The 24,220-nt window shown below is 71.1% G+C and carries 19 protein-coding genes; 7 read left to right on the top strand and 12 right to left on the bottom strand.

Annotated elements, in window-relative coordinates:
- Positions 1–34: 34 nt before the first annotated feature.
- Together mqnP and ACQP0U_RS01570 are read right to left on the bottom strand one after the other, a co-directional pair.
- On the bottom strand, positions 35–1,009 hold the full coding sequence (mqnP, locus tag ACQP0U_RS01575; RefSeq protein WP_433315124.1) for a menaquinone biosynthesis prenyltransferase MqnP: 975 nt from the start codon (positions 1,007–1,009) through the stop codon (positions 35–37).
- The gene (locus tag ACQP0U_RS01570) at positions 1,009–2,469 is read right to left on the bottom strand and encodes a menaquinone biosynthesis decarboxylase (protein WP_433315123.1); all 1,461 of its coding nucleotides are present in this window, start codon (positions 2,467–2,469) and stop codon (positions 1,009–1,011) included. Before ACQP0U_RS01570 ends, mqnP begins: the two co-directional genes overlap by 1 nt.
- A gap of 170 nt (positions 2,470–2,639) precedes the next feature.
- Between ACQP0U_RS01570 and ACQP0U_RS01565 the strand changes: the two genes are divergently transcribed.
- The gene (locus ACQP0U_RS01565) at positions 2,640–3,515 is read left to right on the top strand and encodes an alpha/beta fold hydrolase (protein WP_433315121.1); all 876 of its coding nucleotides are present in this window, start codon (positions 2,640–2,642) and stop codon (positions 3,513–3,515) included.
- Between the two features lie 72 nt (positions 3,516–3,587).
- Here ACQP0U_RS01565 and ACQP0U_RS01560 read toward each other — a convergent pair whose 3' ends face one another.
- The gene (locus ACQP0U_RS01560) at positions 3,588–4,142 is read right to left on the bottom strand and encodes a carboxymuconolactone decarboxylase family protein (RefSeq protein WP_433315119.1); all 555 of its coding nucleotides are present in this window, start codon (positions 4,140–4,142) and stop codon (positions 3,588–3,590) included.
- Positions 4,143–4,227: 85 nt separating this feature from the next.
- Here ACQP0U_RS01560 and ACQP0U_RS01555 point away from each other — a divergent pair, with 85 nt between their 5' ends.
- Positions 4,228–4,704 carry a MarR family winged helix-turn-helix transcriptional regulator gene (locus tag ACQP0U_RS01555; RefSeq protein WP_433315118.1) on the top strand — a complete coding sequence of 159 codons (477 nt, stop codon included), beginning with the start codon at positions 4,228–4,230 and terminating at the stop codon, positions 4,702–4,704.
- Positions 4,705–4,848: 144 nt separating this feature from the next.
- A complete protein-coding gene (locus ACQP0U_RS01550) occupies positions 4,849–6,210 on the top strand; it encodes a hypothetical protein (protein WP_433315116.1) in 1,362 nt (453 codons plus the stop codon).
- Positions 6,211–6,280: 70 nt separating this feature from the next.
- Here ACQP0U_RS01550 and ccsB read toward each other — a convergent pair whose 3' ends face one another.
- From ccsB to hemL, 6 genes are read right to left on the bottom strand one after another with little or no spacing between them, the layout of a single operon-like run.
- Positions 6,281–7,252 carry a c-type cytochrome biogenesis protein CcsB gene (ccsB, locus tag ACQP0U_RS01545; RefSeq protein ID WP_433315114.1) on the bottom strand — a complete coding sequence of 324 codons (972 nt, stop codon included), beginning with the start codon at positions 7,250–7,252 and terminating at the stop codon, positions 6,281–6,283.
- Entirely contained in the window at positions 7,252–8,889 is a 1,638-nt protein-coding gene (gene resB / locus ACQP0U_RS01540; RefSeq protein WP_433315112.1) for a cytochrome c biogenesis protein ResB, read from the bottom strand. The genes ccsB and resB overlap by 1 nt, the downstream gene beginning before the upstream one ends.
- Complete coding sequence (locus tag ACQP0U_RS01535) at positions 8,889–9,707, bottom strand: cytochrome c biogenesis CcdA family protein (protein ID WP_433315110.1); 819 nt, start codon at positions 9,705–9,707, stop codon at positions 8,889–8,891. Before ACQP0U_RS01535 ends, resB begins: the two co-directional genes overlap by 1 nt.
- On the bottom strand, positions 9,707–10,276 hold the full coding sequence (locus ACQP0U_RS01530; RefSeq protein ID WP_433315108.1) for a TlpA family protein disulfide reductase: 570 nt from the start codon (positions 10,274–10,276) through the stop codon (positions 9,707–9,709). Before ACQP0U_RS01530 ends, ACQP0U_RS01535 begins: the two co-directional genes overlap by 1 nt.
- A complete protein-coding gene (locus ACQP0U_RS01525; protein ID WP_433315106.1) occupies positions 10,276–10,923 on the bottom strand; it encodes a histidine phosphatase family protein in 648 nt (215 codons plus the stop codon). The genes ACQP0U_RS01530 and ACQP0U_RS01525 overlap by 1 nt, the downstream gene beginning before the upstream one ends.
- A 6-nt stretch (positions 10,924–10,929) precedes the next feature.
- A complete protein-coding gene (gene hemL, locus ACQP0U_RS01520; RefSeq protein WP_433315104.1) occupies positions 10,930–12,267 on the bottom strand; it encodes a glutamate-1-semialdehyde 2,1-aminomutase in 1,338 nt (445 codons plus the stop codon).
- A 180-nt stretch (positions 12,268–12,447) separates the two neighbouring features.
- On the opposite strand from hemL, the gene ACQP0U_RS01515 reads away from it, so the two are divergent.
- Entirely contained in the window at positions 12,448–12,783 is a 336-nt protein-coding gene (locus tag ACQP0U_RS01515; RefSeq protein WP_088951070.1) for an STAS domain-containing protein, read from the top strand.
- A gap of 14 nt (positions 12,784–12,797) precedes the next feature.
- On the opposite strand, the gene ACQP0U_RS01510 is transcribed toward ACQP0U_RS01515, so the two are convergent.
- Together ACQP0U_RS01510 and ACQP0U_RS01505 are read right to left on the bottom strand one after the other, a co-directional pair.
- On the bottom strand, positions 12,798–13,352 hold the full coding sequence (locus tag ACQP0U_RS01510; protein ID WP_366333793.1) for a response regulator: 555 nt from the start codon (positions 13,350–13,352) through the stop codon (positions 12,798–12,800).
- Positions 13,349–17,716, bottom strand: a complete 4,368-nt coding sequence (locus tag ACQP0U_RS01505) for a HAMP domain-containing protein (protein WP_433315102.1) — start codon at positions 17,714–17,716, stop codon at positions 13,349–13,351. The genes ACQP0U_RS01510 and ACQP0U_RS01505 overlap by 4 nt, the downstream gene beginning before the upstream one ends.
- A 295-nt stretch (positions 17,717–18,011) precedes the next feature.
- Between ACQP0U_RS01505 and ACQP0U_RS01500 the strand changes: the two genes are divergently transcribed.
- Complete coding sequence (locus tag ACQP0U_RS01500) at positions 18,012–20,084, top strand: SpoIIE family protein phosphatase (protein WP_433315100.1); 2,073 nt, start codon at positions 18,012–18,014, stop codon at positions 20,082–20,084.
- A 49-nt stretch (positions 20,085–20,133) separates the two neighbouring features.
- On the top strand, positions 20,134–20,565 hold the full coding sequence (locus ACQP0U_RS01495) for a hypothetical protein (RefSeq protein ID WP_433315098.1): 432 nt from the start codon (positions 20,134–20,136) through the stop codon (positions 20,563–20,565).
- A gap of 20 nt (positions 20,566–20,585) precedes the next feature.
- Here ACQP0U_RS01495 and ACQP0U_RS01490 read toward each other — a convergent pair whose 3' ends face one another.
- Positions 20,586–21,944, bottom strand: coding sequence for an FAD-binding oxidoreductase (locus ACQP0U_RS01490; RefSeq protein WP_433315096.1), 1,359 nt, complete (start codon positions 21,942–21,944; stop codon positions 20,586–20,588).
- Positions 21,945–22,040: 96 nt separating this feature from the next.
- Between ACQP0U_RS01490 and ACQP0U_RS01485 the strand changes: the two genes are divergently transcribed.
- Positions 22,041–24,137 (top strand): S9 family peptidase, encoded by a 2,097-nt coding sequence (locus ACQP0U_RS01485; protein ID WP_433315094.1) that lies wholly within the window; start codon positions 22,041–22,043, stop codon positions 24,135–24,137.
- The last annotated feature ends 83 nt before the right edge of the window (positions 24,138–24,220 follow it).

The following is a 24,220-nucleotide window of genomic DNA, read 5'->3' as shown; positions in this document are numbered from 1 at the left end:
TCAGGGCCGTAGGCCGAGCCGGACCGGCCCAGCCTCAGGGCCGTAGGCCGAGCCGGATCACCAGGTCGAGCAGGGCGAAGAGGAACAGCGCGATGCCGACGAACCCGTTGGCGGTGAAGAACGCCCGGTTGACCTTGCTGAGGTCGGTGGGTGTGACCACCAGATGCTGGTAGCCGAACGCCACAGCGGTCAACGCCAGCCCGATCCACCAGAGCCAGCCGAGACCGATCAACGCGCCGAACCAGATGAACAGCGCGAAGGTCACCACGTGCGCGACGGTGGAGGCGTGCAGCGCGAATCGCCGACCGTACCGGGCGGGCACGCTGTGCACACCGATCTCCCGGTCGATCTCGGAGTCCTGGCAGGCGTAGATCAGGTCGAAGCCGCCGATCCACAGCCCCACTGCCGCGCCGAGCAGCCAGGCTGGTCCGGAGCCGTCCAGGGTGCCGGTGACCGCCAGCCAGGCGCCGACCGGGCCGACCGCCTGGGCGATCCCGAGGATGGCGTGCGGCCAGTTGGTGAACCGCTTGCCGTAGGGGTAGACGACGAGCGGCACCACGGCGAGCGGCGCGAGCACCAGGCACAGCGGGTTGAGCAGGGCGGCAGCGACGAGGAAGACCACAAGCGCGACGGCCGCGCCGGTCCAGGCCGTCCGCACGCTCACCGCTCCGGTGACCAGTTCCCGACCGGCGGTACGCGGGTTCCGCGCGTCGATCTGGCGGTCGAGGATCCGGTTGGCGGCCATCGCGAACGTCCGCGCCCCGACCATCGCCACGGTGATCAGCAGCAGGTCGAGCCACCGTACCCGCCCGCCGTTGACCTGCATCGCGGCCAGCGCCGAGAGGAACGCGAACGGCAGCGCGAACACGGAGTGCTCGACGGCGACGAGCCGCAGGAATGCCCGCGCCCTCCCCCGCGATCTTGCAGTTTCTGCGGGGACAGTTGGGGCGGAAGGGGAGGAGTCGGCGACCGGAGGTGCAAGATCGCGGGGGTGTTGGGCGGGCGCCATCAGATTCCGTACTCCTTCCAGCGCTTGTCGACCAGCGCCGTGACCTCGGGGGCCATGCTCATCTCCTCCGGCCAACCGCGGGTGTAGCCCTCGGTGGGCAGCTTGCGGGTCGCGTCGACGCCAGCCTTGCCGCCCCAGAACTGCTGGTACGACGAGTGGTCGAGGTGGTCCACCGGGCCCTCGGTGAGCAGCAGGTCACGCGCGTAGTCGACGTTGCCGAAGGCACGGAAGGCGACCTCGTTGTAGTCGTGCACGTCGCAGTCCTCGTCGACGATCACGATCAGCTTGGTCAGCGACATCAGGTGCGCGCCCCAGATCGCGTTCATCACCTTCTGCGCGTGCTTCGGGTAGCGCTTGCGGATGGAGACGATCGCGCAGTTGTGGAAGACACCGGCGGCCGGCAGGTCGTAGTCGACGATGTCCGGGATCATCAGCTTGAGCAGTGGCTGGAAGATCCGCTCGGTGGCCTTGCCGAGGCCGTGGTCCTCCTGCGGCGGCTTCGAGGTGACGATCGAGTGGTAGACCGGGTTGCGCTGCATGGTCATCGCCTCGATGTGCAGCACGGGGAACGGCTCGACGGGCGTGTAGAAGCCGGTGTGGTCGCCGAACGGCCCCTCGGGCAGCCGCTCACCCGGCTCGAGATAGCCCTCCAGCACGATCTGCGCGTGCGCCGGCACCTGCAACGGGACGGTGAGGCAGTCGACCATCTCCACCCGCTCGCCGCGCAGGAACCCGGCGAACAGGTACTCGTCGATGTCGCTGGGCAGGGGTGCGCTGGCGGCGTACGAGACGACCGGGTCGCAACCGATCGCCACCGCGACCGGCAGACGCTGCCCGAGCCGCTCGGCGACCGCGTGGTGCGCAGTCGAGTCCTTGTGGATCTGCCAGTGCATGCCCAGGGTGTTGCGGCCGTGCTGCTGGAGTCGGTACAGGCCGAGGTTGCGCTTGCCGGTCTCCGGGTGCTTGGTGTGGGTGAGCCCGTAGTTGTGGAAGATCCCACCGTCGTCGGGCCAGACCTGCAACCCCGGCAGCCGGTTGAGGTCGACGTCCTCACCCCGGTAGACGACCTCCTGGCAGGGGGCGGTCTTCACCTTGCGCGGCGGCACCGACTTGAGCTGCATGACCTTGCCGAGACCCTCCCGGATGCCCGACCAGCCGACCGGCAGCTCCGGCTTGATCAGCGCGCCGATCCGGGCACCGACCTCGTCCAGCGACTCGACGCCGAGGGCCATCGCCATCCGCTTCTCGGTGCCGAACAGGTTGATCGCCACCGGCATCTCGCCCCGGGTCGGACGCTCGAAGAGCAGCGCCGGGCCGCCGGCCCGCACCGTGCGGGTGACCACCTCGCTGATCTCCAGGGTCGGGTCGACCGGGACGTCGACCCGGCGCAACTCCCCCGCGCGCTCCAGCGCCGCGAGAAAGTCCTTGAGATCGGTGTACGGGAAGCCACGAGCCGCCATGTCGCCAAGTCTCCCGCACCGGCTCCCGCAGGGACCAAGCCGGGTGCTGTGACGCTCGCGATTGCCCCCTCGGCGGACCAGTCGCGGGCATGGCGGGAGGTTGAGCGGGTAGCCGGGCAGGCGGACAGACGGCGGGCAGCCGGGCAGCCGGCGGACGGGTGGAGGCGGCGATGGGCGGGGAGCGGGTTCCGGCGGGGTTTGCCGAGCAACGGGCTCGGGTCGGCCAGATCACCATGAACTACGTCCGTGGCGGCACCGGCCCGCCACTGGTGCTGCTGCACGGGTATCCGCAGTGCTGGTACATGTGGCGGCACCTGCTGCCCGAGTTGGGGCGCTCCTTCGAGGTGGTCGCGCCCGACCTGCGGGGCTTCGGGGGCAGCGACGCCCCGGCCGGCGGGTACGACAAGAAGACTGTCGCCGCCGACCTGCACGGACTCCTCGACCAGCTCGGCCTGGTCAGTGACCTCCGGCTGGTCGGGCACGACCTGGGGACCATGGTGGCGTACGCGTACGCCGCCGCCCATCCGCAGCGGGTGGGTCGGCTGGTGCTCACCGAGGCGCCGATCCCCGACGAGAGCATCTACACGTTCCCCGCGCTCACCTCGGCCGGGCCGGGGGTGTGGAACTTCGGCTACTTCTCCATCGGCAACGGGCTTCCGGAGGAGTTGGTCAGCGGTCGGGAGTCGCTCTGGGTGGACCGGTTCACCGACGCCCTGATGGTGCGCAAGGGCAGCATCGCCGCGCCCGACATTGAGGAGTTCGCCAGCCATCTGCGCGACCCGGCGCATCTGCGGGCGAGTTTCGCGTACTTCCGGGCGTTCGAGCAGGACATCACCGACAACGCGGCGCACCGGGACACGAAGCTGACCATGCCCGTGCTGGCCGTCGGCGCGGCGGCCAGCCTGGGTGCGCAGGTCGCCGATCAGGTTCGCCGGTACGCCGACACGGTCCGCGGCGAGGTGATCGAGGACTGCGGGCACTGGCTGTACGAGGAGCGTCCGGACGAGATGCTCGCCCTGCTGCGCGACTTCCTCGGGGCGACCTGAGCAGAGGCCCGCAAGGTGCCCGAGCGTCGCGCGTGCGGGTGTGCCGGGACTTTGCCGGCCCGGCCAGGCTGGTCAGGCCGCGGACGTCCAGGCGTGAGCGGCCAGGGGCGGGTCGAGCGGCGCCCGGGTGAGCCGGTTGGCGAAGGTCGAGATGGTGTACGCGCCGACGCCGAGCACCACGTCCAGCGCGTGTCGGGGCTGGTAGCCGGCGGACAGGAAGGCGTCCAGCTCGTCGTCGGGCACTGCGCCCCGGTGGTCGAGCACGGCCAGCGTGAACCGGCGCAGCGCCTCCAGGCGCGGGTCGGCCAGCGCCGAGCCGGCGCGCAGCGCGGTGATCAGCTCGGCGTCCGCCCCGAGCCGGGTGAGCGTGCCGGTGTGCAGGGCGACGCAGACGTGGCACTCGTTTGTGGTGGCGACGGTGAGAACGACCACCTCCCGCTCCAGCGGGGCGAGGTCGGTCTGCTCGAAGCCCGCGCTGGCGGTGAGGAAGCTGGTGAGCAACTGCGGCGAATCGGCCATCAGCGCCACCGGAGTGGGCAGCCAGCCGAATCGGCGGCGTACTCCCTCGATCGCTCGACGGGCAGCGCCGGGCGCTGTCTCGGCGGTGTGGGCGGTGAAGACGGGCATGGGGTTACCTACTTTCCGCAGCCTCAATCGGGGTGCGATACGATAGTCAACGTGGTTGACGAAATAGTAAACGTGGTTGACCAACGTGACAACCCCTGAACCCACCCGGCCCGGCTTCCAGCTACCGCTGCTGCTGTTGGCCGGCTTCCGGACGCTGATCGACGACCTGCACCGCGAACTGGCCCGGGAGGGGCATCCGGAGCTGCGGCCGCTGCACGGGTTCGTGCTCCAGGCCGTCGGAACGGACGGCACCACCGCCACCGAGCTGGGCCAGCGGCTGGGCATCTCCAAGCAGGCAGCGGGCAAGACCGTCGACCGGCTGGTCGCCGTCGGCTACCTGGAACGGGTCGACGACCCCTCCGACGCTCGACGCCGGCTGGTCCGGGTGACCCCGCGCGGTGCGGACGGGCTGCGTCGCTCGGCGGAGATCTTCGACCGGCTGCGCACACAGTGGGCCGACACGCTCGGCACAGAACGGGTCGCCGCCATGGAGGACGACCTGCGCACCGTGGCCTCGGCCAACTGGTTCCGGCTCGACGTGCCCGGCTGGTTCGGCGGCTGACCGACGGCGTCGCCAACCGGCCGAGCCGCCCGGTCGACCTATCGAGAACTGTCACAGGCGATCTCTAAGATCATGGATGCCGATCGGGTCGGGGCGAGCGGGCCCGGCTTCTTCCGATCGGCTCATCCCTCACCAAGGAGATCGATGAGATCTGTGCACGTTACGCGTGGCAGGCTCCTTCGCGGCCTGACCGCGCTGGTCGTGGGCACCGCTGGGGTTGCCGTGGCGGCTGGCCCTGCCGCGGCCGAGGACGACCCCGGCTGGGTCAGCGGCTGGCTCGGTGACGTCACCGTCGGCGGCCCCGGCGCTCCCGGCCGCACGGTGTCGTTGACCCTGACCAGCACCGGGGCCACCCAGCCCCGGGTGACCATCGACCTGGCCGGTCTGGCGGGCGTGGCCACCGCCACCTTCCCCGACTTCTGCGTCACGCAGGGCACCTCGGTGACCTGCCCGATGCCACCGACGGCCATCGACGAGTCCGGCACGCTCACCGGCACCCTGCCTGTGGTGTTCCGGGCCGCGCCCGGCGCGGTCGACGGCGCGACCGGCACCCTTGACTACACGGCGCTCGGCGACCAGACCGAGGCGTACGCCCAGCAGGCGACGGTCACCGTGCGGTCCGGTCCCGACCTGCTCGACACGGTCGACGAGTACCTCTCGGGCGTGGAGGTCGGCGACAGCCTCGCCGTCCCGGTGAACGTGGTCAACGCCGGTGACCAGCCGGCGGTGGACCTGCGGCTCACGCTCCGCTTCCCGGTGGGCCTGGTCCCGCCGAGCTTCCGCAACTGCCGCTACGGCACCGACCAGTCGCTCGCCACGATTGTGGTGTGCACAGTGCGGGGCACCTTCGCGCCCGGCCAACGCCACGAGCTGCGGGGTGGGCTCGCCACCTCGGTGGGCCCGGCCACGCTCGGCAGCAAGCGGATCACCCAGGTCGTGGAGCCGCTGGCCAGTGCCGGCGCACTTCCGAACGGCGTCAAGCTCAGGAGCCGCGACGCCGACCAGGCGCTGCGGCTGCGTCCGGTGGGCGCGCCCCTCGGCGTGATCCCGGTCGAGGCGGACAGCGCCAGCGGGCAGACCTATCTGCGCGCGGTGCGGGGGGCGTTCGACATCGTCGCTCAGGGCGCGGCCGTCACCGGTGCTGTCGGCGAGACCGTGCGGGTCACTGTGGGCCTGCGCAACACGGGTCCGGGCGTACCGGACGGCAGCATCTCCGGCGAGAGCGTCGGGGCCTTCCGCTTCACCCCACCCGCCGGGGTCACCGTGCTGGCCACCCCGTCGGGTTGCTGGCTGAGCGGTGACGAGGAGGAGCCCGAGACGGTGCCGGCAACCTGGTACTGCGATGGGCCGGGGTCGGTCTTCCCAGCCGGTACGACCCACGTGGTCGGGTTCGACCTGCGGATCGACAGCCTGTCCGGTGGGCCCGGCGAGGTCCAGCCGTACCAGCGCTACCCCCGGGTGGACGACGACCCGAGCAATGACGTCGCCCCGGTCACCGTGAGCTGACCACACCCGCCTGAACGGTGCGGGCCGGTCACTGACGAATCCGTGACCGGCCCGCATCGCGGTGCCACTGTCAGTCCAGCCCGCCGTACGAGTGCAGGCCGGTGAAGAAGATGTTCACGCCGAACAGGTTCATCAGCATGGTGAGGAAGCCGAGCACCGCGATCCAGGTGGCCACGTTGCGCTTGACGCTGGGAGTCGCGCGGGCGTGCAGGTAGCCGGCGTACACCACCCAGGAAATGAACGCCCAGGTCTCCTTCGGGTCCCAGCCCCACGGCCGACCCCAGGCCGCCTCGGCCCAGATGGCACCGGCGATCACCGCGAAGGTGAAGATCGGGAACGCGAAGGCGTGCAGCGCGAAGGTCAGCCGCTCCAGGCCGGCAGCGCCGGGCAGCCGCTTGGCCAGGGTGTACGGGAAGCTCCGCTTGCCCTGCTCGTACCCGTTGCGCATCAGGAAGCCGACCGCCGGCACCACACCGAGCAGGAAGATGCCGGACGCGAAGACGATCGTCGAGACGTGGATGACGAACCAGTACGAGTTCAGGGCCGGCACCAGCGGCACGATCGGCACGTACAGCACCAGCTCGGCGGTGGCGACCAGCAGCACCATCACCAGGGTGAGGAAGAGCCCGAGCTTGCGCAGCGACTGTCGCTTCCAGAGCACCACCAGCCAGGCGGCGACCCCGATGAACGTCACAGTGAGCACGAACTCGTACATGTTGCCCCACGGCATCCGGTCCGCGGCGAGCCCACGGGTCACCAGCGCCGCCAGGTGCAGCGCGGCGGCGACCGCGGTGGCGCCCACCCCGATCAGACCCGCGAGCCGGGCACGTCGGGCCGAGCGGTCGGCCGTGGGCGGCGACGGGACCGGCGCGGGTGGCGTCGGCACGACACCACCGCCGGCGCCTACCAGCTCGCGCACCGGAGCCGCCGTGGCGACACGGGTACGCACGTTGCCCAGCGCGTACTCGACGGCGTGGCCGATCATCGCGACCAGGTAGGCCAGGATCGCGAAGGTCACCAGATTGTCGGAGAGTGCGGACATCACTCGGCTCCTTCTCGCACGCCGGCCCGCTCAGTGGAGTCAGCTTCAGGCCGTTCGGCACCGCTGACGGCGGCGACGAGCTGGGTGAACTCGTCGGCGAACCCTGGATAGTCGGTACGCGGCAGCCCACCGATCTCCATCAAGCTACTACCGCTCGTCGGAGATCCTTCCCCGGGGTCGGCCGGCACCACCCGGAAGAACACCCGGCGGCGCTTCCCGAACAGCGAACCCATCAGCCCGACCAGCAGGACGCCGCAGCTCACCAGCAGCATCGTCGAGCCGGGATCGTGCCGGACGGAGAGGGTGACGTACCGCTCGGTGCCGAGGAACTCGACTGTCGTGCCGTCGTCCAGCTTCCAGGTCTCGCCCTTGCGGAGCAGCTTGGTGCCGACCTCCTTGACCTTGCCGGTCCGCACCTGCCGCTGGTCGAGTTGGTAGACCGAGCCGGGGATGCCGGCGTCCAGGCCGAGGTTGCCGCGGTAGGCGACCAGGTTCAGCGCCGGGTTGCGCTCGGTCGGGTACTGCGAGCGGGCGAACGGGCCCTGCTCGGGTGCCGTGGGCAGGTAGATACCGGTGAACGCCATCTGCTGATCCGGTGCGCGCTGACCGGTCGCCGGATCGACGTTGGCGTCCGGAAAGGCGGCCAGCCCCTCGCTGGTCAGGCCCATGTCGCCGGTGGTCAGGAACGGCTCGTCACTGATCTGGCTGTTGCCGAACCGGTCGGTGTAGCGGATCACCGGGGCGTACCCGTGGCCGAGCAGGTAGACGCTCGCGTCCTTCAGGCGCAGCGGCGAGTTCACCGAGAAGTCCGCGCTGCGGGTCGGCTCGTCCGGGCCGTCGACGGTGACCGTGGCGTTGAAGAACTCCGGCTGGCCGGACGGCAGGAACCGGGCCTCGAAGTCGTCCAGCCGCAGGCAGAAGCGGGGCAGGTCGGCGCTGTCCACCTGAGGGCCGAGCTTCGCCTCGGCGTACTGCTGGCGGGTGTTGCAGAACGCGTTGTCCGCGCCGGCCACCAGCAGCCGGTTGCCGCTCCAGCCGTACCAGGAGCCGAGCGCCACGCCGATGAGCACCGCGATCAGCGAGGTGTGGAACAGCAGGTTGCCGGTCTCCTTGAGGTAGCCCTTCTCGGCGGAGACCTCGTCGCCGCGCACCTCGACGCGCCAGCGGCGCTTGCGCAGCACCTCGGCGATCGCCGCGGCGCCACCGGGCGGGGCTGGCAGCACTGTGTGCTGCGGCAGCCGGGCCATCCGCTTCGGCGCGGCCGGTGGCCGGGACCGCAGCGCACGAATGTGGTCGCGCAGCCGGGGCGTGATGCAGCCGATCAGGGAGATGAACAGCAGCAGGTAGATCGCGGAGAACCAGACCGACCCGAAGACCTCGAACGCGCCGATCCGGTCCAGCCGGGGGGCCCAGTCCGGGTGGTCGACGAAGTACTCGTTGACCTTCTCCGGGCTGATCCCGCGCTGCGGCAGCACCGAGCCGGGGATGGCGGCGATCGCGAGCAGGAAGAGCAGGATCAGCGCCGTACGCATGCTGGTGAGCTGCCGCCACGAGTTGCGCAGCAGGGCCAGCAGCCGGTTCGGCCGGCGGCGTGGCGCGGGCGCCACGGTCTCCGGTCGGTCGTCGACGACCGTCATCAGATGCTCACCTCGCCCACCCCGACGGTGGTCTGCAGCCAGATCACGAAGCTCTGCCATCCGCCGGTGACCAGGGCCAGGCCGATCAGGATGAGCAGGGCGCCGCCGACCCGGGTGACCCAACGGCTGTTGCGCCGGACGGCGCGGAAGACCCCGAGCAGGCGTTCGAAGCCCAGCCCGAAGACGATGAACGGTATCCCCAACCCGAGGCAGTACGCCACGGCGAGCACCACCGCACGGTCGCTCTGCCCGCTGGTGGCGGCCATGCCCATCACCGCACCGAGAGTGGGGCCGGTGCAGGGCACCCAACTGAGCGCGAAGACCGCACCGAAGACCGGTGCGCCGAGCAGCCCGGCCGACGGCAGCCGGGAGATCCGGAACTCCCTTTGCAGGGCGGGGATCATCCCGAGGTAGCTCAACCCGGCCACGATGATCAGCACGCCGACGCCGATCTGCAACTCGCGCTTGTAGTCGAAGAACACCCGGCCGATGCTGGCGAAGAGGATCGCGGAGGCCACGAAGACGACTGTGAAGCCGCCGATGAAGAGCAGCGTCCCGGCGAGCACCCGGCCCTTGACCGCGCCGACCCGCGCGACCCGCTCCTTGACCGCGACACCCCCGGTGACCGGTGCGGGATCGGCCGTCGGCCGCCGGCCGTCCAGGTCGGCGCCGGCCAGGCCGGTCACGTACGACAGGTAGCCGGGGACCAGCGGAAGCACGCACGGGGAGAGGAAGCTGACCAGGCCGGCGAGCGCCGCCGCGCCCATGGCGAGCAGCAGCGGCCCGCTGAGGGCCAACTCCCGGAAGGTCTCGCCCATCAGTTCGGCGCCGGGTTCTCGGCGGCGATCCGTTCGACGATCGGTTGCAGGCCCTCCTGCTTGACGGCGGCCCGGATCACCGCCGCGATCCGGCCGTCCCGGTCGAGCACCACCGTCGCCGGCACGCTGTTCGGCGGGATGTCCAGCGCGAGTGCCGTCTTGCTCGACGGGTCGTAGAGGCTCGGGTAGGTGACCCGGCCCTTCTCGAACGCCTTGGCCTTGTCCCGCTGGTCCTGGACGTTGATGCCGAGGAAATTCACCCCGGAGCCCTTGGTCGCCTGGTAGACGGCTTCCAGGTCGTCCGCCTCGGCGCGGCACGGCGCGCACCAGGAACCCCAGAAGTTGACCACCACCACCTGACCGCGAGCCTCGCTGACGTCATAGGTGCCGCCGAGAAGCAGCTCACCGGCGAGCTTCGGTGGTGCGGAGCGCTGGTCCGGCGCGCACTCGAAGATCCCGTCGGTGGTGGTCGTGCAGGTCTTCTCCTGCGCCTTCGACGACGTGCAGCCGACAAGCGCCACCGCGGCGACGGCGGCGAGCAGACCGGCGGTCCACCTCCGGGCGTTCATCAGGCCCCCTTGGCCGTCCGCGCTGTCGCGGAGAGAGCGATCAGGTGCGCGGCCGGCTCGCTGTAGCCGATGCCCACCACCTTCGCGCCGTCGAAGTGGAACGAGGTGAGGCTGGCCAGCCCGCACTGCCGCTTGCGCGGGTCGTGCCAGAGCCGCTTGCGCTCGACGTGGCGGCGCAATGTCCAGATCGGGAGCTGGTGCGACACCAGCACCGCCTCACGCCCCTCGGCGGCGACCCGGGCGGCGTGCACGGCGGCGAACATCCGCTCGGCGATCACCCGGTACGCCTCACCCCAGGACGGGGTCACCGGGTCGCGCAGCACCCACCAGTTGCGCGGGTCGCGGAACGACCCGTCACCCGGGGAGACCTTCTTGCCCTCGAACCAGTTGGCGCTCTCGATCAGCCGCTCGTCCACCCCGACCGGCAGCCCGAACTGGGCGGCGATCGGCTCGGCGGTCTGCTGGGCGCGCTCCAGCGGGCTGGCCACCACGTGCACGACCTCCCGCTCGGCCAGACCCTCCGCAGCGGCCTTGGCCATCTGCACGCCCAGCTCGGAGAGGCGGAAACCGGGCAGCCGGCCGTAGAGAATCTGGTCGGGGTTGTACACCTCGCCGTGCCGAAGCACGTGCACCACCGTCTTGCTCAAGGCTTTCTACCCCCCGTGACCAGCCGCCGCCGCCGCGTTCGCCGCCGTCGGCAGCGCGTCGGCGATGTGCTCCAGAGCGGCGTCGTCGATCGCCGCCGACACGAACCACGACTCGAACGCGCTCGGCGGCAGGTAGACCCCGGCGGCGAGCATCGCGTGGAAGAACGCCTTGAACGCCGGCACCTGCTGGGTGCGGGCACTGTCGTAGTCGACCACGTCGGCGTCGGTGAAGAAGATCGAGAACATGCTGCCCGCGTACGACAGTCGGTGCGGGACCCCGGCGGCGGCCAACGCCTCGGACGCCAGCTTGCCCACGACGGCGGCCGTCTCGTCGAGGCGCTGGTACAGCGCGTCGTCGGCGAGCCGCAGGGTCGCCAGACCGGCGGCGCAGGCGAGCGGGTTACCGGAGAGGGTGCCGGCCTGGTAGACCGGGCCGGCCGGCGCGAGCCGCGCCATGATGTCCGCGCGCCCGCCGAACGCCGCGGCGGGCAGGCCACCACCCATGACCTTGCCGTACGTCCACAGGTCGGCGTCGGAGGCGTCCAGGCCGTGCCACCCGGCGCGGGAGACCCGGAACCCGGTCATCACCTCGTCCACCACGAGCAGGGCGCCGTGTGCGTGCGCGATCCGGGCGAGCTGCTGGTTGAAGCCGTCGCGGGGCGCGACCACGCCCATGTTGCCGGCGGCGGCCTCGGTGATCACAGCGGCGATGTGCGGGCCCTCGGCGGCGAACGCCTCCTCGACGGCCCGGATGTCGTTGTACGGAAGAACAATCGTCTCGCTGGCCGCCGCGCCGGTCACGCCCGGCGAGTCGGGCAGGCCCAGAGTGGCCACGCCGGAGCCGGCGGCGGCGAGCAGAGCGTCGACGTGGCCGTGGTAGCAGCCGGCGAACTTCACGATCTTCGAGCGGCCGGTGAAGCCGCGCGCCAGCCGGACCGCCGACATGGTCGCCTCGGTACCGGAGTTGACCAGGCGGACCTGCTCGACCGGGGTCCGGGCGACGATCTCGGCCGCCAGCTCCACCTCACCGGGGGTGGGCGTGCCGAAGCTGGTGCCCCGGGCCGCGGCGGCCTGGACGGCCTCCACCACCTCCGGATGGGCGTGCCCGAGGATCAGCGGACCCCAGGAGCAGACCAGGTCGACGTAGCGGCGACCGTCGGCGTCGTACAGCCACGGGCCCTCACCACGGACCATGAAACGCGGGGTGCCGCCGACCGCCTGGAAGGCGCGCACAGGGGAGTTCACCCCGCCCGGCACGATGGCGCGGGCGCGGTCGAACAGGGCCTCGGAGGCCGGCGCATCGGCTGGGTAGCGGCCGGACCCGGCGGGAAAGATGTCGGTCACGATGCCGCCATTGTGACAGCGCCGGACGGCCAACCAGCAGCCACCCCGTGGTGGGGTTACCCGGCTCACCCAAGACCTGGGCCCGTCAGCGACGCCAACCCCGGGGGGCCTCATGGCCTGGACGGCGACGGCTCACGGCCTCGACAGGCCAGGTCGGTCGGATCGCGCTAGGCTGACCGGGTGGATCGTGCCGAACTGTCCATCACGCTACACCGGACGGGCGACGAAGCAGTCTTGCGCCTGGCCGGTGAGATCGACATGCTCACGGCGGCGCAGCTCTCCACCGTCGTCAACGAGGTGCTTGCCGACCCGCCGCCGAAGATCGTGCTCGACCTCGGCGGCGTCACCTTCTGCGACTCGCAGGGCCTGGGCACCCTGGTCGTGCTCAGCCGCAAGGCCAGCCACGCGCAGAGCCTGCTGATGCTGACGCACGTGGGCGACTTCCTGATCCGCGTACTGGACATCACTGGCCTGCGCAGCGCCCTGATGATCCGTAACGACCAGCCCACCGGCTGAGCCGCGCCGCCGCGTCAGGCGGTGTTGCCCCAGCGGGCCTGTTCGAGCATGCGTACCGCCCGGTCGCGGACCTCCGGGTCGTCCGAGCGGAGCAGCGCCGTCGCCTCGTCGACCGCGTCGGTGAGCCGACGCCACTGCGTGTCGCGCTCCCGGACCAGGTCCGACTGGGTGGCCAGCTGCCGGGTCTTCACCCACAGCTCGACGAAGACCGACACCTTGGCCCGCAGCACCCACGGGTCGAACGGCTTGGTGAGGTAGTCCACCGCGCCGACCTGGTATCCCCGCAGGGCGAGCTGGGCGTCCCGGTCGGCGGCGGTGAGGAAGATGATCGGAACGTGCCGGGTCCGTTCGCGGCGCTTGATGTGGCTCGCCGTCTCGAAGCCGTCCATGTCCGGCATCTGCGCGTCCAACAGGATCACCGCGAAGTCGTCCACCAGCAGTTGCTTGAGCGCCGCCTCGCCGCTCTCCACCGCCACGGACTGGACCGGCAGGCCCTGAAGGATCGCCTCCAGGGCCGTCAGATTCTGCCGCCGGTCGTCCACGAGCAGCGCTTTGGCCATCTGGGTCACGAAGTCTCCTCGGTCCGGCTGCCGTTGATCCAGGACGACATCAACTCGATCAGGTCGTCCAGGTCGACCGGCTTGGTGATGTAGTCGCTGCCCCCGGCAGCGAGCGCCGACTCACGGTCGCCCGGCATCGCCTTCGCGGTCAGGAAGACCACCGGAAGGTCGGCGAACCGGTGGTTGCGGCGGATCTGGCGGGTGGTCTCGTAACCGTCCTGGTCGGGCATCATGGCGTCCATCAGCACGATGTCCACCTCCGGATGCTCCGCCAGCAGGCGGACACCGTCCGCCCCGTTGTCCGAGTACAGCACGGTCATCCCGTGCAGCTCCAACGCGCTGGTCAAGGCGAAGACATTGCGTACGTCGTCGTCCACGATCAGCACTGTCGCGCCGTCCAGCTGGCGGGTGGCCGGTGCCTCCGGCCGGTCCGTCAGCAGTTCCAGCGGCGGCATCAGCAGCGACGACGGCAGGCCGGCGCGCTGCGGAGACGGAGTCTGCGGCACGACCACGGCGTCCGGGGCCAGCACCTGTGGCACGAACAGGGTGAAGGTCGAGCCCTGGCCGGGCGCGGACGAGACGGTGATGGTGCCGCCGATCAGTCGGGCCAGATCGCGGCTGATCGACAGGCCCAGGCCGGTGCCGCCGTACCGGCGACTGGTAGTGCCGTCCGCCTGCTGGAACGCCTCGAAGATGATCGACAGCTTGTCGTCGGAGATGCCGATCCCGGTGTCGATCACGGTGAAAGCGATCACCTGCTGAGCGTTCGTCAGCGCCGGCACGTCGAAGACCGCGTTCTCCGCGGCCGGGGCGATCCGCAGCGTCACCGCACCGTTGTCGGTGAACTTCACCGCGTTGGAGAGCAGGTTGCGCAGGATCTGCTGCAACCGCTGCGCGTCGGTCACCAACGCCGGCGGCAGATCCTTGCTCACCCGTACCTGGAAGTCGAGGTTCTTCTCCTCGGCCTGCGGCGCGAACGCCTGCTCCACGTAGCCGCGCAGCTCGGTGAAGCGGATCTCGGTCGGCTCGACGTCCATCCGACCCGCCTCGATCTTCGACAGGTCGAGGATGTCGTCGATCAGACGCAGCAGGTCGGACCCGGAGCCGTGGATGGTCCGGGCGAACTCGATCTGCTTCGGGCTGAGGTTCTGCTCCGAGTTCTCGGCCAGCAGGCGGGCCAGCAGCAGCAACGAGTTCAGCGGGGTCCGCAGCTCGTGGCTCATGTTGGCCAGGAACTCCGACTTGTAGGCCGACGCCCGGGTGAGCTGCTGCGCCTTCTCCTCCAGGCCCAGCCGCGCCAGCTCGATCTCCCGGTTCTTCGTCTCGATGTTGCCCTTCTGCTCGGACAGCAGAGTGGCCTTCTCCTCCAGCTCGGCGTTGGTGCGCTGCAACTCCGCCGACTGCTCCTGCATCTCGTGCGCGAGCCGCTGCGACTGGGCCAGCAACTCCTCCGTACGCCGGTTGGCCTGGATGGTGTTGACAGCGATGCCGATGGTGAGCACCAGCCGCTCCAGGAACGACAGGTGCAGCTCGGAGAAGGCCGACACACTGGCGAACTCGATCACCCCGAGCAGCTCGCCCTCGAACAGGACGGGCAGCACCACCAGGTCGGACGGGGGCGTCTCGGCCAGCCCGGACCGCAGGGTGAGCCGGCTGTTCGGGGAGGCGCTGACCCGGATCGTGCGACGGGAGAGCGCGGTCTGCCCGACCAGCCCCTCACCCGGCCCGAAGGTGACGTCGTGCCCCCGCGCCACGTACCCGTACGAGGACGTCAGCTTCAGCCGCATGCTGCCGTCGGCGTCGTCGGCCAGGAAGAAGGCGCCGAGCTGGGCGTCGACCAGCGGGGTCACCTCCGTCATGATCATGCGGCAGACCTCGCCGAGGTCGCGCTGGCCCTGCAACAGGCCGCCGATCCGGGCGAGGTTGGAGTCCAGCCAGCCCTGCTCGGCGTTCTTCTTCGTCGTCTCCCGGAGGGTGACGATCATCTGGTTGATGTTGTCCTTCAGCTCGGCGACCTCGCCCTGCGCCTTGACCGCGATCCGCTGGGTCAGGTCGCCGCGGGTCACCGAGGTGGACACCTGGGCGATGGCCCGCAACTGCGTGGTCAGCGTCGAGGCGAGCTGGTTGACGTTCTCGGTGAGGTCCCGCCAGGTGCCGGAGACACCCTTCACCTGCGCCTGACCACCGAGCTTGCCCTCGATACCGACCTCACGCGCGACCCGGGTCACCTCGTCGGCGAACGACGACAACTGGTCCACCATCGTGTTGACGGTCGACTTCAGCTCCAGGATCTCGCCCTGGGCGTCCACGGTGATCTTCTGCGAGAGGTCGCCCTTCGCCACGGCGGTCGTCACCGAGGCGATGTTGCGGACCTGGCTGGTCAGGTTCGACGCCATCGAGTTCACGTTGTCGGTCAGGTCCCGCCACGTGCCGGAGACACCCTTCACCTGCGCCTGACCGCCGAGCTTGCCCTCGGTGCCCACCTCACGCGCGACCCGGGTCACCTCGTCGGCGAACGACGACAACTGGTCCACCATCGTGTTGACGGTCGACTTCAGCTCCAGGATCTCGCCCCGCGCGTCCACCGTGATCTTCTGCGACAGGTCACCCTTCGCCACCGCCGTGGAGACCTGGGCGATGTTGCGGACCTGGGCGGTCAGGTTGGAGGCCATCGAGTTCACGTTGTCGGTCAGGTCCCGCCAGGTGCCCGCGACCCCGCGCACCTGCGCCTGACCGCCGAGCTTGCCCTCGGTGCCCACCTCACGGGCCACCCGGGTCACCTCGTCGGCGAACGACGACAACTGGTCCACCATCGTGTTGACAGTCGACTTCAGCTCCAGGATCTCGCCCCGCGCGTCCACCGTGATCTTCTGCGACAGGTCACCCTTCGCCACGGCGGTCGTCACCGAGGCGATGTTGCGGACCTGGCTGGTCAGGTTCGACGCCATCGAGTTCACGTTGTCGGTCAGGTCCCGCCACGTGCCGGAGACACCCTTCACCTGCGCCTGACCGCCCAGGTTGCCCTCGGTGCCCACCTCACGCGCGACCCGCGTCACCTCGTCGGCGAACGACGAGAGCTGGTCGACCATGGTGTTGACGGTGTTCTTCAGCTCCAGGATCTCGCCCTGGGCGTCCACCGTGATCTTCTGCGACAGGTCGCCCTTCGCGACGGCGGTGGAGACCTGGGAGATGTTGCGGACCTGGCTGGTGAGGTTGCCGGCCAACTGGTTCACGTTCTCGGTGAGGTCCCGCCAGGTGCCGGAGACGCCGCGCACCTGGGCCTGACCGCCCAGCTTGCCCTCGATGCCCACCTCACGCGCGACCCGCGTCACCTCGTCGGCGAACGACGACAACTGGTCCACCATCGTGTTGACGGTGTCCTTCAGCTCCAGGATCTCGCCCTGCGCCGCCACCGTGATCTTCTGCGACAGGTCGCCGCGCGCCACCGCCGTGGAGACCTGCGCGATGTTACGGACCTGGGCGGTCAGGTTCGACGCCATCGAGTTGACGCTGTCGGTCAGGTCCTTCCAGGTGCCCGCCACGTTCGGCACCTCGGCCTGGCCGCCCAACTTGCCCTCGGTGCCCACCTCGCGGGCCACCCGGGTCACCTGCTCGGCGAAGAGCCGCAGCGTGTCGGTGAGGTAGTTCATCGTGGCGGCCAGCTCGGCGACCTCACCACGCGCGCCGACCGTGATCTTCTGCGACAGGTCACCCTTGGCCACCGCCGTCGCCACCTGCGAGATCGACCGCACCTGGCCGGTCAGGTTCGACGCCATGGTGTTCACCGAGTCGGTGAGGTCCTTCCAGGTGCCGGCGACGCCTCGCACGTCGGCCTGGCCGCCCAGCTTGCCCTCGGTGCCCACCTCACGGGCCACCCGGGTCACCTCGTTGGAGAACGACGAGAGCTGGTCGACCATCGTGTTCACTGTGCGTCCGATGCGCAGGTACTCACCGCGCAGCGGCCGACCGTCGATCTCCAACGCCATGTGCTGGGACAGGTCACCGTCGGCGACCGCCACGATCACCCGGGCGATCTCGGTGGTGGGTCGACCCAGGTCGTCGATCAGCGAGTTGATGGCCCGCTGCCCCTCCGCCCAGGATCCGTCCAGCCCCTCGTCGTCGAGCCGCTCGGTGAGCCGGCCGTCGCGACCGACGATCCGGCTGATCCGCCGCAGGTCCAGGTACTGCCGCTCCTGGAGCGAGACCACCTCGTTGAAGGCGTCCGCCACCTCACCCACAGCGCCGGCGCGGCGGGGAAGCCGGACCTTCAGGTCTCCGCGACCGATCCGTCGCAGTGCCTCGGTCAACTCACCGAGGAGCGCCTCGTGGTCGGGCGCGGACGGATCCGCCACCGACTGCTTCGCCGTGGTCATCATTCCTCGCTCAACTCGGGGGCGCCGGTCCGTGCGGACACACCGGCACCCCATATTGTGCCCGCGCGCGCCGCGGTGCCAGGGTGCGCGACCCGCCAGGTGGCATCGATCGCCCCGTCGACCCGCCCGATCGGCGTCGAGCCGGCACGGCGCGTCGCAAACCTCGCCCGGCTCCCGCACCTGTCGTTTCGCCGCATCCGGCTGCGCGCGGCCACTCGTGCCCCCTGAGCGACGCGACAGCCCGCTATTGGTGATCGGCTTGGCACCCGGCAGGGCGACGGTGGAGGATACGGGGGTGTCAGCCGAGGCGGGGCCCGCGACGGCCGGGGCCCGGGACGGGGCCGTCCGGCGTGTCCGGCTGCCCGCCGACCGCCGTACGCCGGCCGCCGCCCGCGCCGTGGTCCGCTCGGTGTTGACCGAGTCACACCTGGACGAGCTGGCCAACGAGGCGCTGCTGCTCACCACCGAGCTGACCACGAACGCCGTCGAGCACGCCCGCACCGAACTGGACATCGAGGTCGTCGCCGACGAGATCGGGCTGACCGTCACCGTCTCCGACTTCGCCCCCGGCTCGGGCGACGAGCTGACCGTCGGCGACCGCAACGACTCCACCGAGATCAACGAGGTCTCCGTGCGGGGCCGGGGCCTGCTGCTGGTCGACCACTTCGCCAGCCGCTGGGGCACCACGTACCTGCCCACCGGCAAGGGCGTCTGGTTCCGGCTGGACCGCCCCGGCGCCGACCCGCCCTCGACGGGGACGGTCGGCGAGTCGACACCTGCCAACGCCGGCCCGCAGACGAGCACCGACCGGTCCGCGCCGAGCGCCAGCGCGATGAGCGAACTCATGCAGACCGCCCCCGACCTGTACGGGGACGACCCGCTGCCCGACTTCGCCACCAGCCTGCTCAGCCGGGTCGCCGAGATGGTGGGCGCGGCCGGCGGCACGATCCACCTGGACCGGGGCGACGGGCAGGGCCGCCAGGTGCTGGCCCGCTTCGGTCGGCCGCCCCGCCCCGGCAGCGAGCTGCTCCGGGTGCCGCTGACGGTGCACCGGCCGTACGCCGGGGAGTTGGAGTTGGACGCCGCGCCGTCGGCGTACGCCCGACCGTTGGCGGTGCTCACCGCCGAGCGGCTGTCGCTGCACCTGGAGAACGACCGGCTACGCAGGGCCGACGTCCGCCGGCAGGTGTGGTTGACGTTCCTGGCCGAGGCGAGCGAGCTGCTGGCCCAGTCGTTGGACGTTGACCTGACGATGGCGCTGGTGCCGCAGTTGGTGGTGCCGCGACTCGGTCAGTGGTGCGCGGTGCACACCGCCGACGAGTGGGGCCGGCTCCGGCTGGCGGCGGCCAGCCACGCCGACGAGTCGATGCTTCCGCAGCTGCACAAGGTGCTGGCGGAGACCGGGCCGGATTCGATCCAGGCCCGCCTGAAAGAGGCGTCCCGCAGCGCGGCACAGATCCCGCTCGGCGGGCCGATGGAGGGTTTCGCGGTTCCGCTGATCGCCCGCGGGCAGCGGCTCGGGACCCTGGCGGTGGGGCGGCACCAGCGGCACCGGCACGACCCGGACGAGGTGGCCGTGCTGGAGGACGTGGCCCGGCGGGCCGCGCTGGCCATCGAGAACGCCCGGATCCACGCCGAGCGCCGCCGCGTGGCGCAGACGCTCCAGCAGTCCCTGCTGCCGCCGGTGCTGCCGGTGGTGGACGGGATCGGTTTCGCCGCCGAGTACGTCCCCACCGGCGACGACGCCGAGGTGGGCGGCGACTTCTACGACGTGGTGCCGTTGCCCGACGGGCGCTGGCTGGTGGTGATCGGTGACGTCTCGGGCAAGGGTGTCCAGGCCGCCGCGGTGACCGGGCTGGTCCGGGACGTGATCCGGGTGCTGGTCGGCGACGGCAAACCGTTGCCGGAGGCGCTGGCGCGGCTCAACGAGACACTTGTCGAGCGCGGTGGCGGTCGCTACTGCACGCTGGCGTTGGCGGCGGTCGGGCCGGGCGAGGGCGACCGGTTGGACGTGTCGCTGCACCTCGCCGGACACGACCGGCCGGTGCTGCTGGCCGGCACGGGCGGCGCGGATTTCGTCGGCACCGGCGGCACCGCGCTCGGCCTGCTCGACACGATCACCTCGCCGACGGCGGAGATCACGCTCGCACCCGGCGATTCGCTGATCTTCTACACCGATGGCGTCACCGAGCGGCGACGCGGCCGGGAGCTGTTCGGCACCGACCGGCTGCGGGACGCCGCAGCGCCCCTGGCCGGATATTCAGCAGACGTGGTGGCCGCCCGGCTGCGCGCCGCGGCGATCAACTTCTCGGTCGAGCCGCCCCGCGACGACATCGCCGTCCTGGTGCTCCGCAACGACGCGACCTGACCGTCGTGCGGGCCCCCGGATGTCGGGTCCGCTCGGTAGATTCACCGCCATGTCGAGTGTCGCGCAGGTCTCGTCGTCCTCCCGGCCGCTTGTCCGCACCCTGATCGTCGCGCAGCTCGCGTCTGTCGGCGCGTTCCTCGCCGTGCTGCTGCTCTACGTCGGTCGGATGGCGACCGCCGGTGTCGGCCCGGCCGAGATGGTCACCGGCGCGTACGACCCGAAGGACCTGATCCCGTTCGGGATGGACGGGCTGAACCCGTTCCTCTGGCTCTATGCCGTGGTCGGGATGCTCTACGTGGTGGGTGCTGTGCTCGGGCTGCCGTTGGCGATCGTCGCGGTGGCGCTGGTCGCCCGGGAGCGCGAGGCCCTGCCCCGGGTGACCCGGTCGCTGCTGCTGGCCGGAGCGGTTGGCAGCCTGCTGGTGCTGGTGGCACGTTTCACCCCGCCACTGCTGGACATGCACAGGTGGTGGATGGACTGACCCCGGCCGGGCCGCAGGGCTCACAGACCGCCGGGGAGTCGTCCGGGGGCGAGCCGGTGCTCCGGGTCCAGGTGCCGCTTCGCGGCTCGCAACTGGGCAAGCCCGGCCAGCTCGCCCCAGAGGTCGACCGCCTGGCGGACCGCCGCCGGAGCGGAGACCACGACGCAGCGGCCCTGCCGGGCCAGCAGCACCCCTCGGACGGCGGCCAGGATGGACGCCACCCGGTCGGGTGCCAGAGCCCCGGGCAGCGCAGCGTGCACCACGCCCAGCCCGGCGGACCCGCGCACCGGCACCGGCGCTCCGGCCGCGTCGCGTAGCGCGTAGACGGCGGCGTGCAGGTCGCCGATCGGCACTTCCAGGCGCAGCGCCGTGTCGCCTGGCGCGAACGGGTAGCGGCGCCACCACGTCGGCGCGGAGTGGGTGATCGTCGCCTCCCCGTGCAGCAGGCCGACCAGCCGCTCGGCACGCTCGGTGACGTCGGCGGGGCCGCCCTCCAGCAGCACCACGAGGCTGCCGGCCCGGGACGGGGCACCGGCCCGGCCGGACATCGACGGGTGGCGCTCCCGGGCGGTGGCCGCCGGGTGACCGGGCGGGTACGGCGTACGGGGGCGGGGGGTGCCGCCGGGCAGGTCCAGCTCGATGGCCGACGGCTCCAGCCGGGCGGCGATGATCGTCCGGACCAGGTCGTGCACCTCCAACGGCGTCCACACCGGACGGGACACCCAGAGCCTGCTCGCCGGCACCGGCTGCACCCGCAGGCTCGCCGAGACCAGCACACCGAGGGCGCCCTGGGAGCCGCAGAGCAGGCGGGCCAGGTCGAGGCCGGGCGCGCCGCCGTCGACGCTGACCAGCTCGCCGTCGGCGGCGAGGTAGCGCACACCGAGCAGTTGGTCGCAGGGGCTGCCGTGGCGGTGGCGCAGCGGGCCGGCCTCACCGGCGGCGAGCACGCCACCCAGCGTCGCGCCGGGGGACGGGGCGTCCATGGCGAGCCGCTGCCCGGTGCGCTCCAGGGTGGCCTGCACCGCCCGTAGCGGGGTGCCGGCCCCCACGTCGGTCACCAGCGCGTCGACCGGGTCGTGACCGATGCCGGCCAGCCGGCCGGTGTCGAGCAGGATGTCGACCTGCACGGGAGTGGCACCCCAGTCGATCTTCGTGCCCGCACCCCTGGGCACCACCGCCAGGTCGTGCACGGCGGCCAGCCGCAGCACCTCGGCGGCGGCGTGCGGGCCGCCCGGGACTGCCACCCAGCGCGCCGGCCGCCCCGCCACCTCGTCGGCGGGCCCGGCCAGCCGGGAGAACGGTGGACCGCAGATCGCCTCCAACCGCCGGGTGATCTCAAGGGCTCCGGACCGGCCGAGGGAACTCGCTGCTGCCGCCATGCCGGCCATCGTACATGTGTTCTAAAGGCATGGTGGCGGGTATCGGGATGCCGCTGGTCCGGCGCACTGCGGCTGCCGGCCGGTAACGTGGCCGCCGTGACCACCGAGACTGCCCCGCCCGCGGCGAAGCGGGTGCCCAGCGAGCGCACCCACCACGGCGACACAGTCGTCGACGAGTACGCCTGGCTCGCCGCCAAGGACGACCCGGAGACGATCGCCTACCTGACCGCCGAGAACGAGTACACCGACGCGCGTACGGCACACCTGGCCGAGTTGCGCGCCGACCTGTTCGAGGAGACTCGCCGACGTACCCAGGAGACCGACCTGTCCGTGCCGACCCGCAAGGGCGGGCACTGGTACTACACCCGGACGGTCGAGGGGCAACAGTACGGCGTGCAGTGCCGGCGGGCGGTCCGCGACGGTGAGACCGACCCGCCGGTGAGCGCGGACGGCGCTCCGCTCGACGGCGAGGAGGTGCTGCTCGACGGCAACCTGCTGGCCGAGGGGCACGACTTCTTCTCACTCGGCGCGTTCGACGTCAGCCCGGACGGTCGCTGGCTGGCCTACTCCACCGACTTCTCCGGTGACGAACGGTTCACCCTGCGCGTGAAGGACCTGACCACCGGCGAGCTGCTGCCGGACGAGGTGCCTGACACGTTCTACGGCACCGCCTGGTCGACCGACGCCTCGGTGCTGTTCTACGTGACTGTGGACGACGCCTGGCGGCCGAACCGGGTCTGGCGGCACACCGTCGGCTCCGCCGCCGCCGATGACGTGGTGGTCCACCAGGAGGACGACGAGCGGTTCTGGGTGGGGGTGGAGCTCACCCGGTCGGAGAAGTTCATCCTCATCGACGTGCACAGCAAGGTGACGAGCGAGGTGCTGGTGATCCCCGCCGGCAACCCGACCGGCGCGCCGGCCGTGATCGCTCCCCGCCGGCAGGGCGTCGAATACACGGTGGAGCACCACGGCCACCGCTTCCTGATCCTGCACAACGACGGCGCTGAGGACTTCGCGCTGGCGTTCACCTCGGCGGACGTCCCGGGCGACTGGGTGCCGCTGATCGAGCACACCCCCGGCACCCGGCTGGAGGCCGTCGACGCCTTCGCCAACCACCTGGTGGTGTCGCTGCGCACCGAGGGGCTCACCGGGTTGCGGGTGCTGCCGGTGGGCAGTGACGACGGGTACGACATCGACTTCCCCGAGCCGCTGTACAGCGTCGGGTTGGACGCCAACCCGGAGTACCGCACCGGTCAGGTCCGGCTGCGCTACTCCTCCCTGATCACCCCCGACTCGGTGTACGACTACGACCTGGTCACCCGGCAGATGGTGCTGCTCAAGCAGAAGCCGGTGCTGCCCGGGCCGGACGGGCGACCGTACGACCCGGCCGAGTACGAGCAGTTCCGCGACTGGGCGCTCGCCGACGACGGCACCCGGGTGCCGATCTCGCTGGTCTGCCGCGTCGGCACCCCCCGGGACGGCTCGGCACCCTGCGAGCTGTACGGCTACGGCTCGTACGAGGCCAGCATGGACCCGTGGTTCTCGGTGGCCCGACTGTCCCTGTTGGACCGGGGTGTGGTCTTCGCGGTGGCGCACATCCGGGGCGGCGGTGAGCTGGGCCGTCGGTGGTACGACCAGGGCAAGCTGCTGGCCAAGAAGAACACGTTCACCGACTTCGTGGCGTGCGCCCGGCACCTCGTGAAGGCCGGCTGGACGGCCAGCGACCGCCTGGTCGCCCGGGGCGCCTCGGCGGGTGGCCTGCTGATGGGCGCGGTGGCCAACCTCGCGCCGGACGCGTTCACCGGGATCGTGGCGCAGGTGCCGTTCGTGGACGCGCTCACGTCGATCCTCGACCCGTCGCTGCCGCTCACCGTCACCGAGTGGGAGGAGTGGGGCAACCCTCTCGACGACCCCGAGGTGTACGCGTACATGAAGTCCTACACGCCGTACGAGAACGTGGCCGCCGTGGAATATCCCGCGATCCTCGCGGTGACAAGCCTCAACGACACCCGGGTGCTCTACTCGGAGCCGGCGAAGTGGGTTGCCCGGCTGCGGGCGGTCGCCCCCGGCGGCGACTACCTGCTGAAGACCGAGATGGGCGCCGGGCACGGCGGTCCGAGTGGTCGCTACGACTCCTGGCGGGAGGAGGCGTTCATCAACGCCTGGGTCCTGGACCGCATCGGCCGCGCCTGACCTGCCGGTTCGGCATGATCGCGCTCGGTCGTGGAAGTGGTCCCCTCGGCGGCTCGGGGACACCATTTCCGTGATCGGGCGCG

This window comes from Micromonospora sp. CA-269861, from assembly GCF_050948505.1.
Lineage (GTDB): Bacteria > Actinomycetota > Actinomycetes > Mycobacteriales > Micromonosporaceae > Micromonospora.
This window is presented reverse-complemented; position numbering and strand designations above follow the sequence as displayed.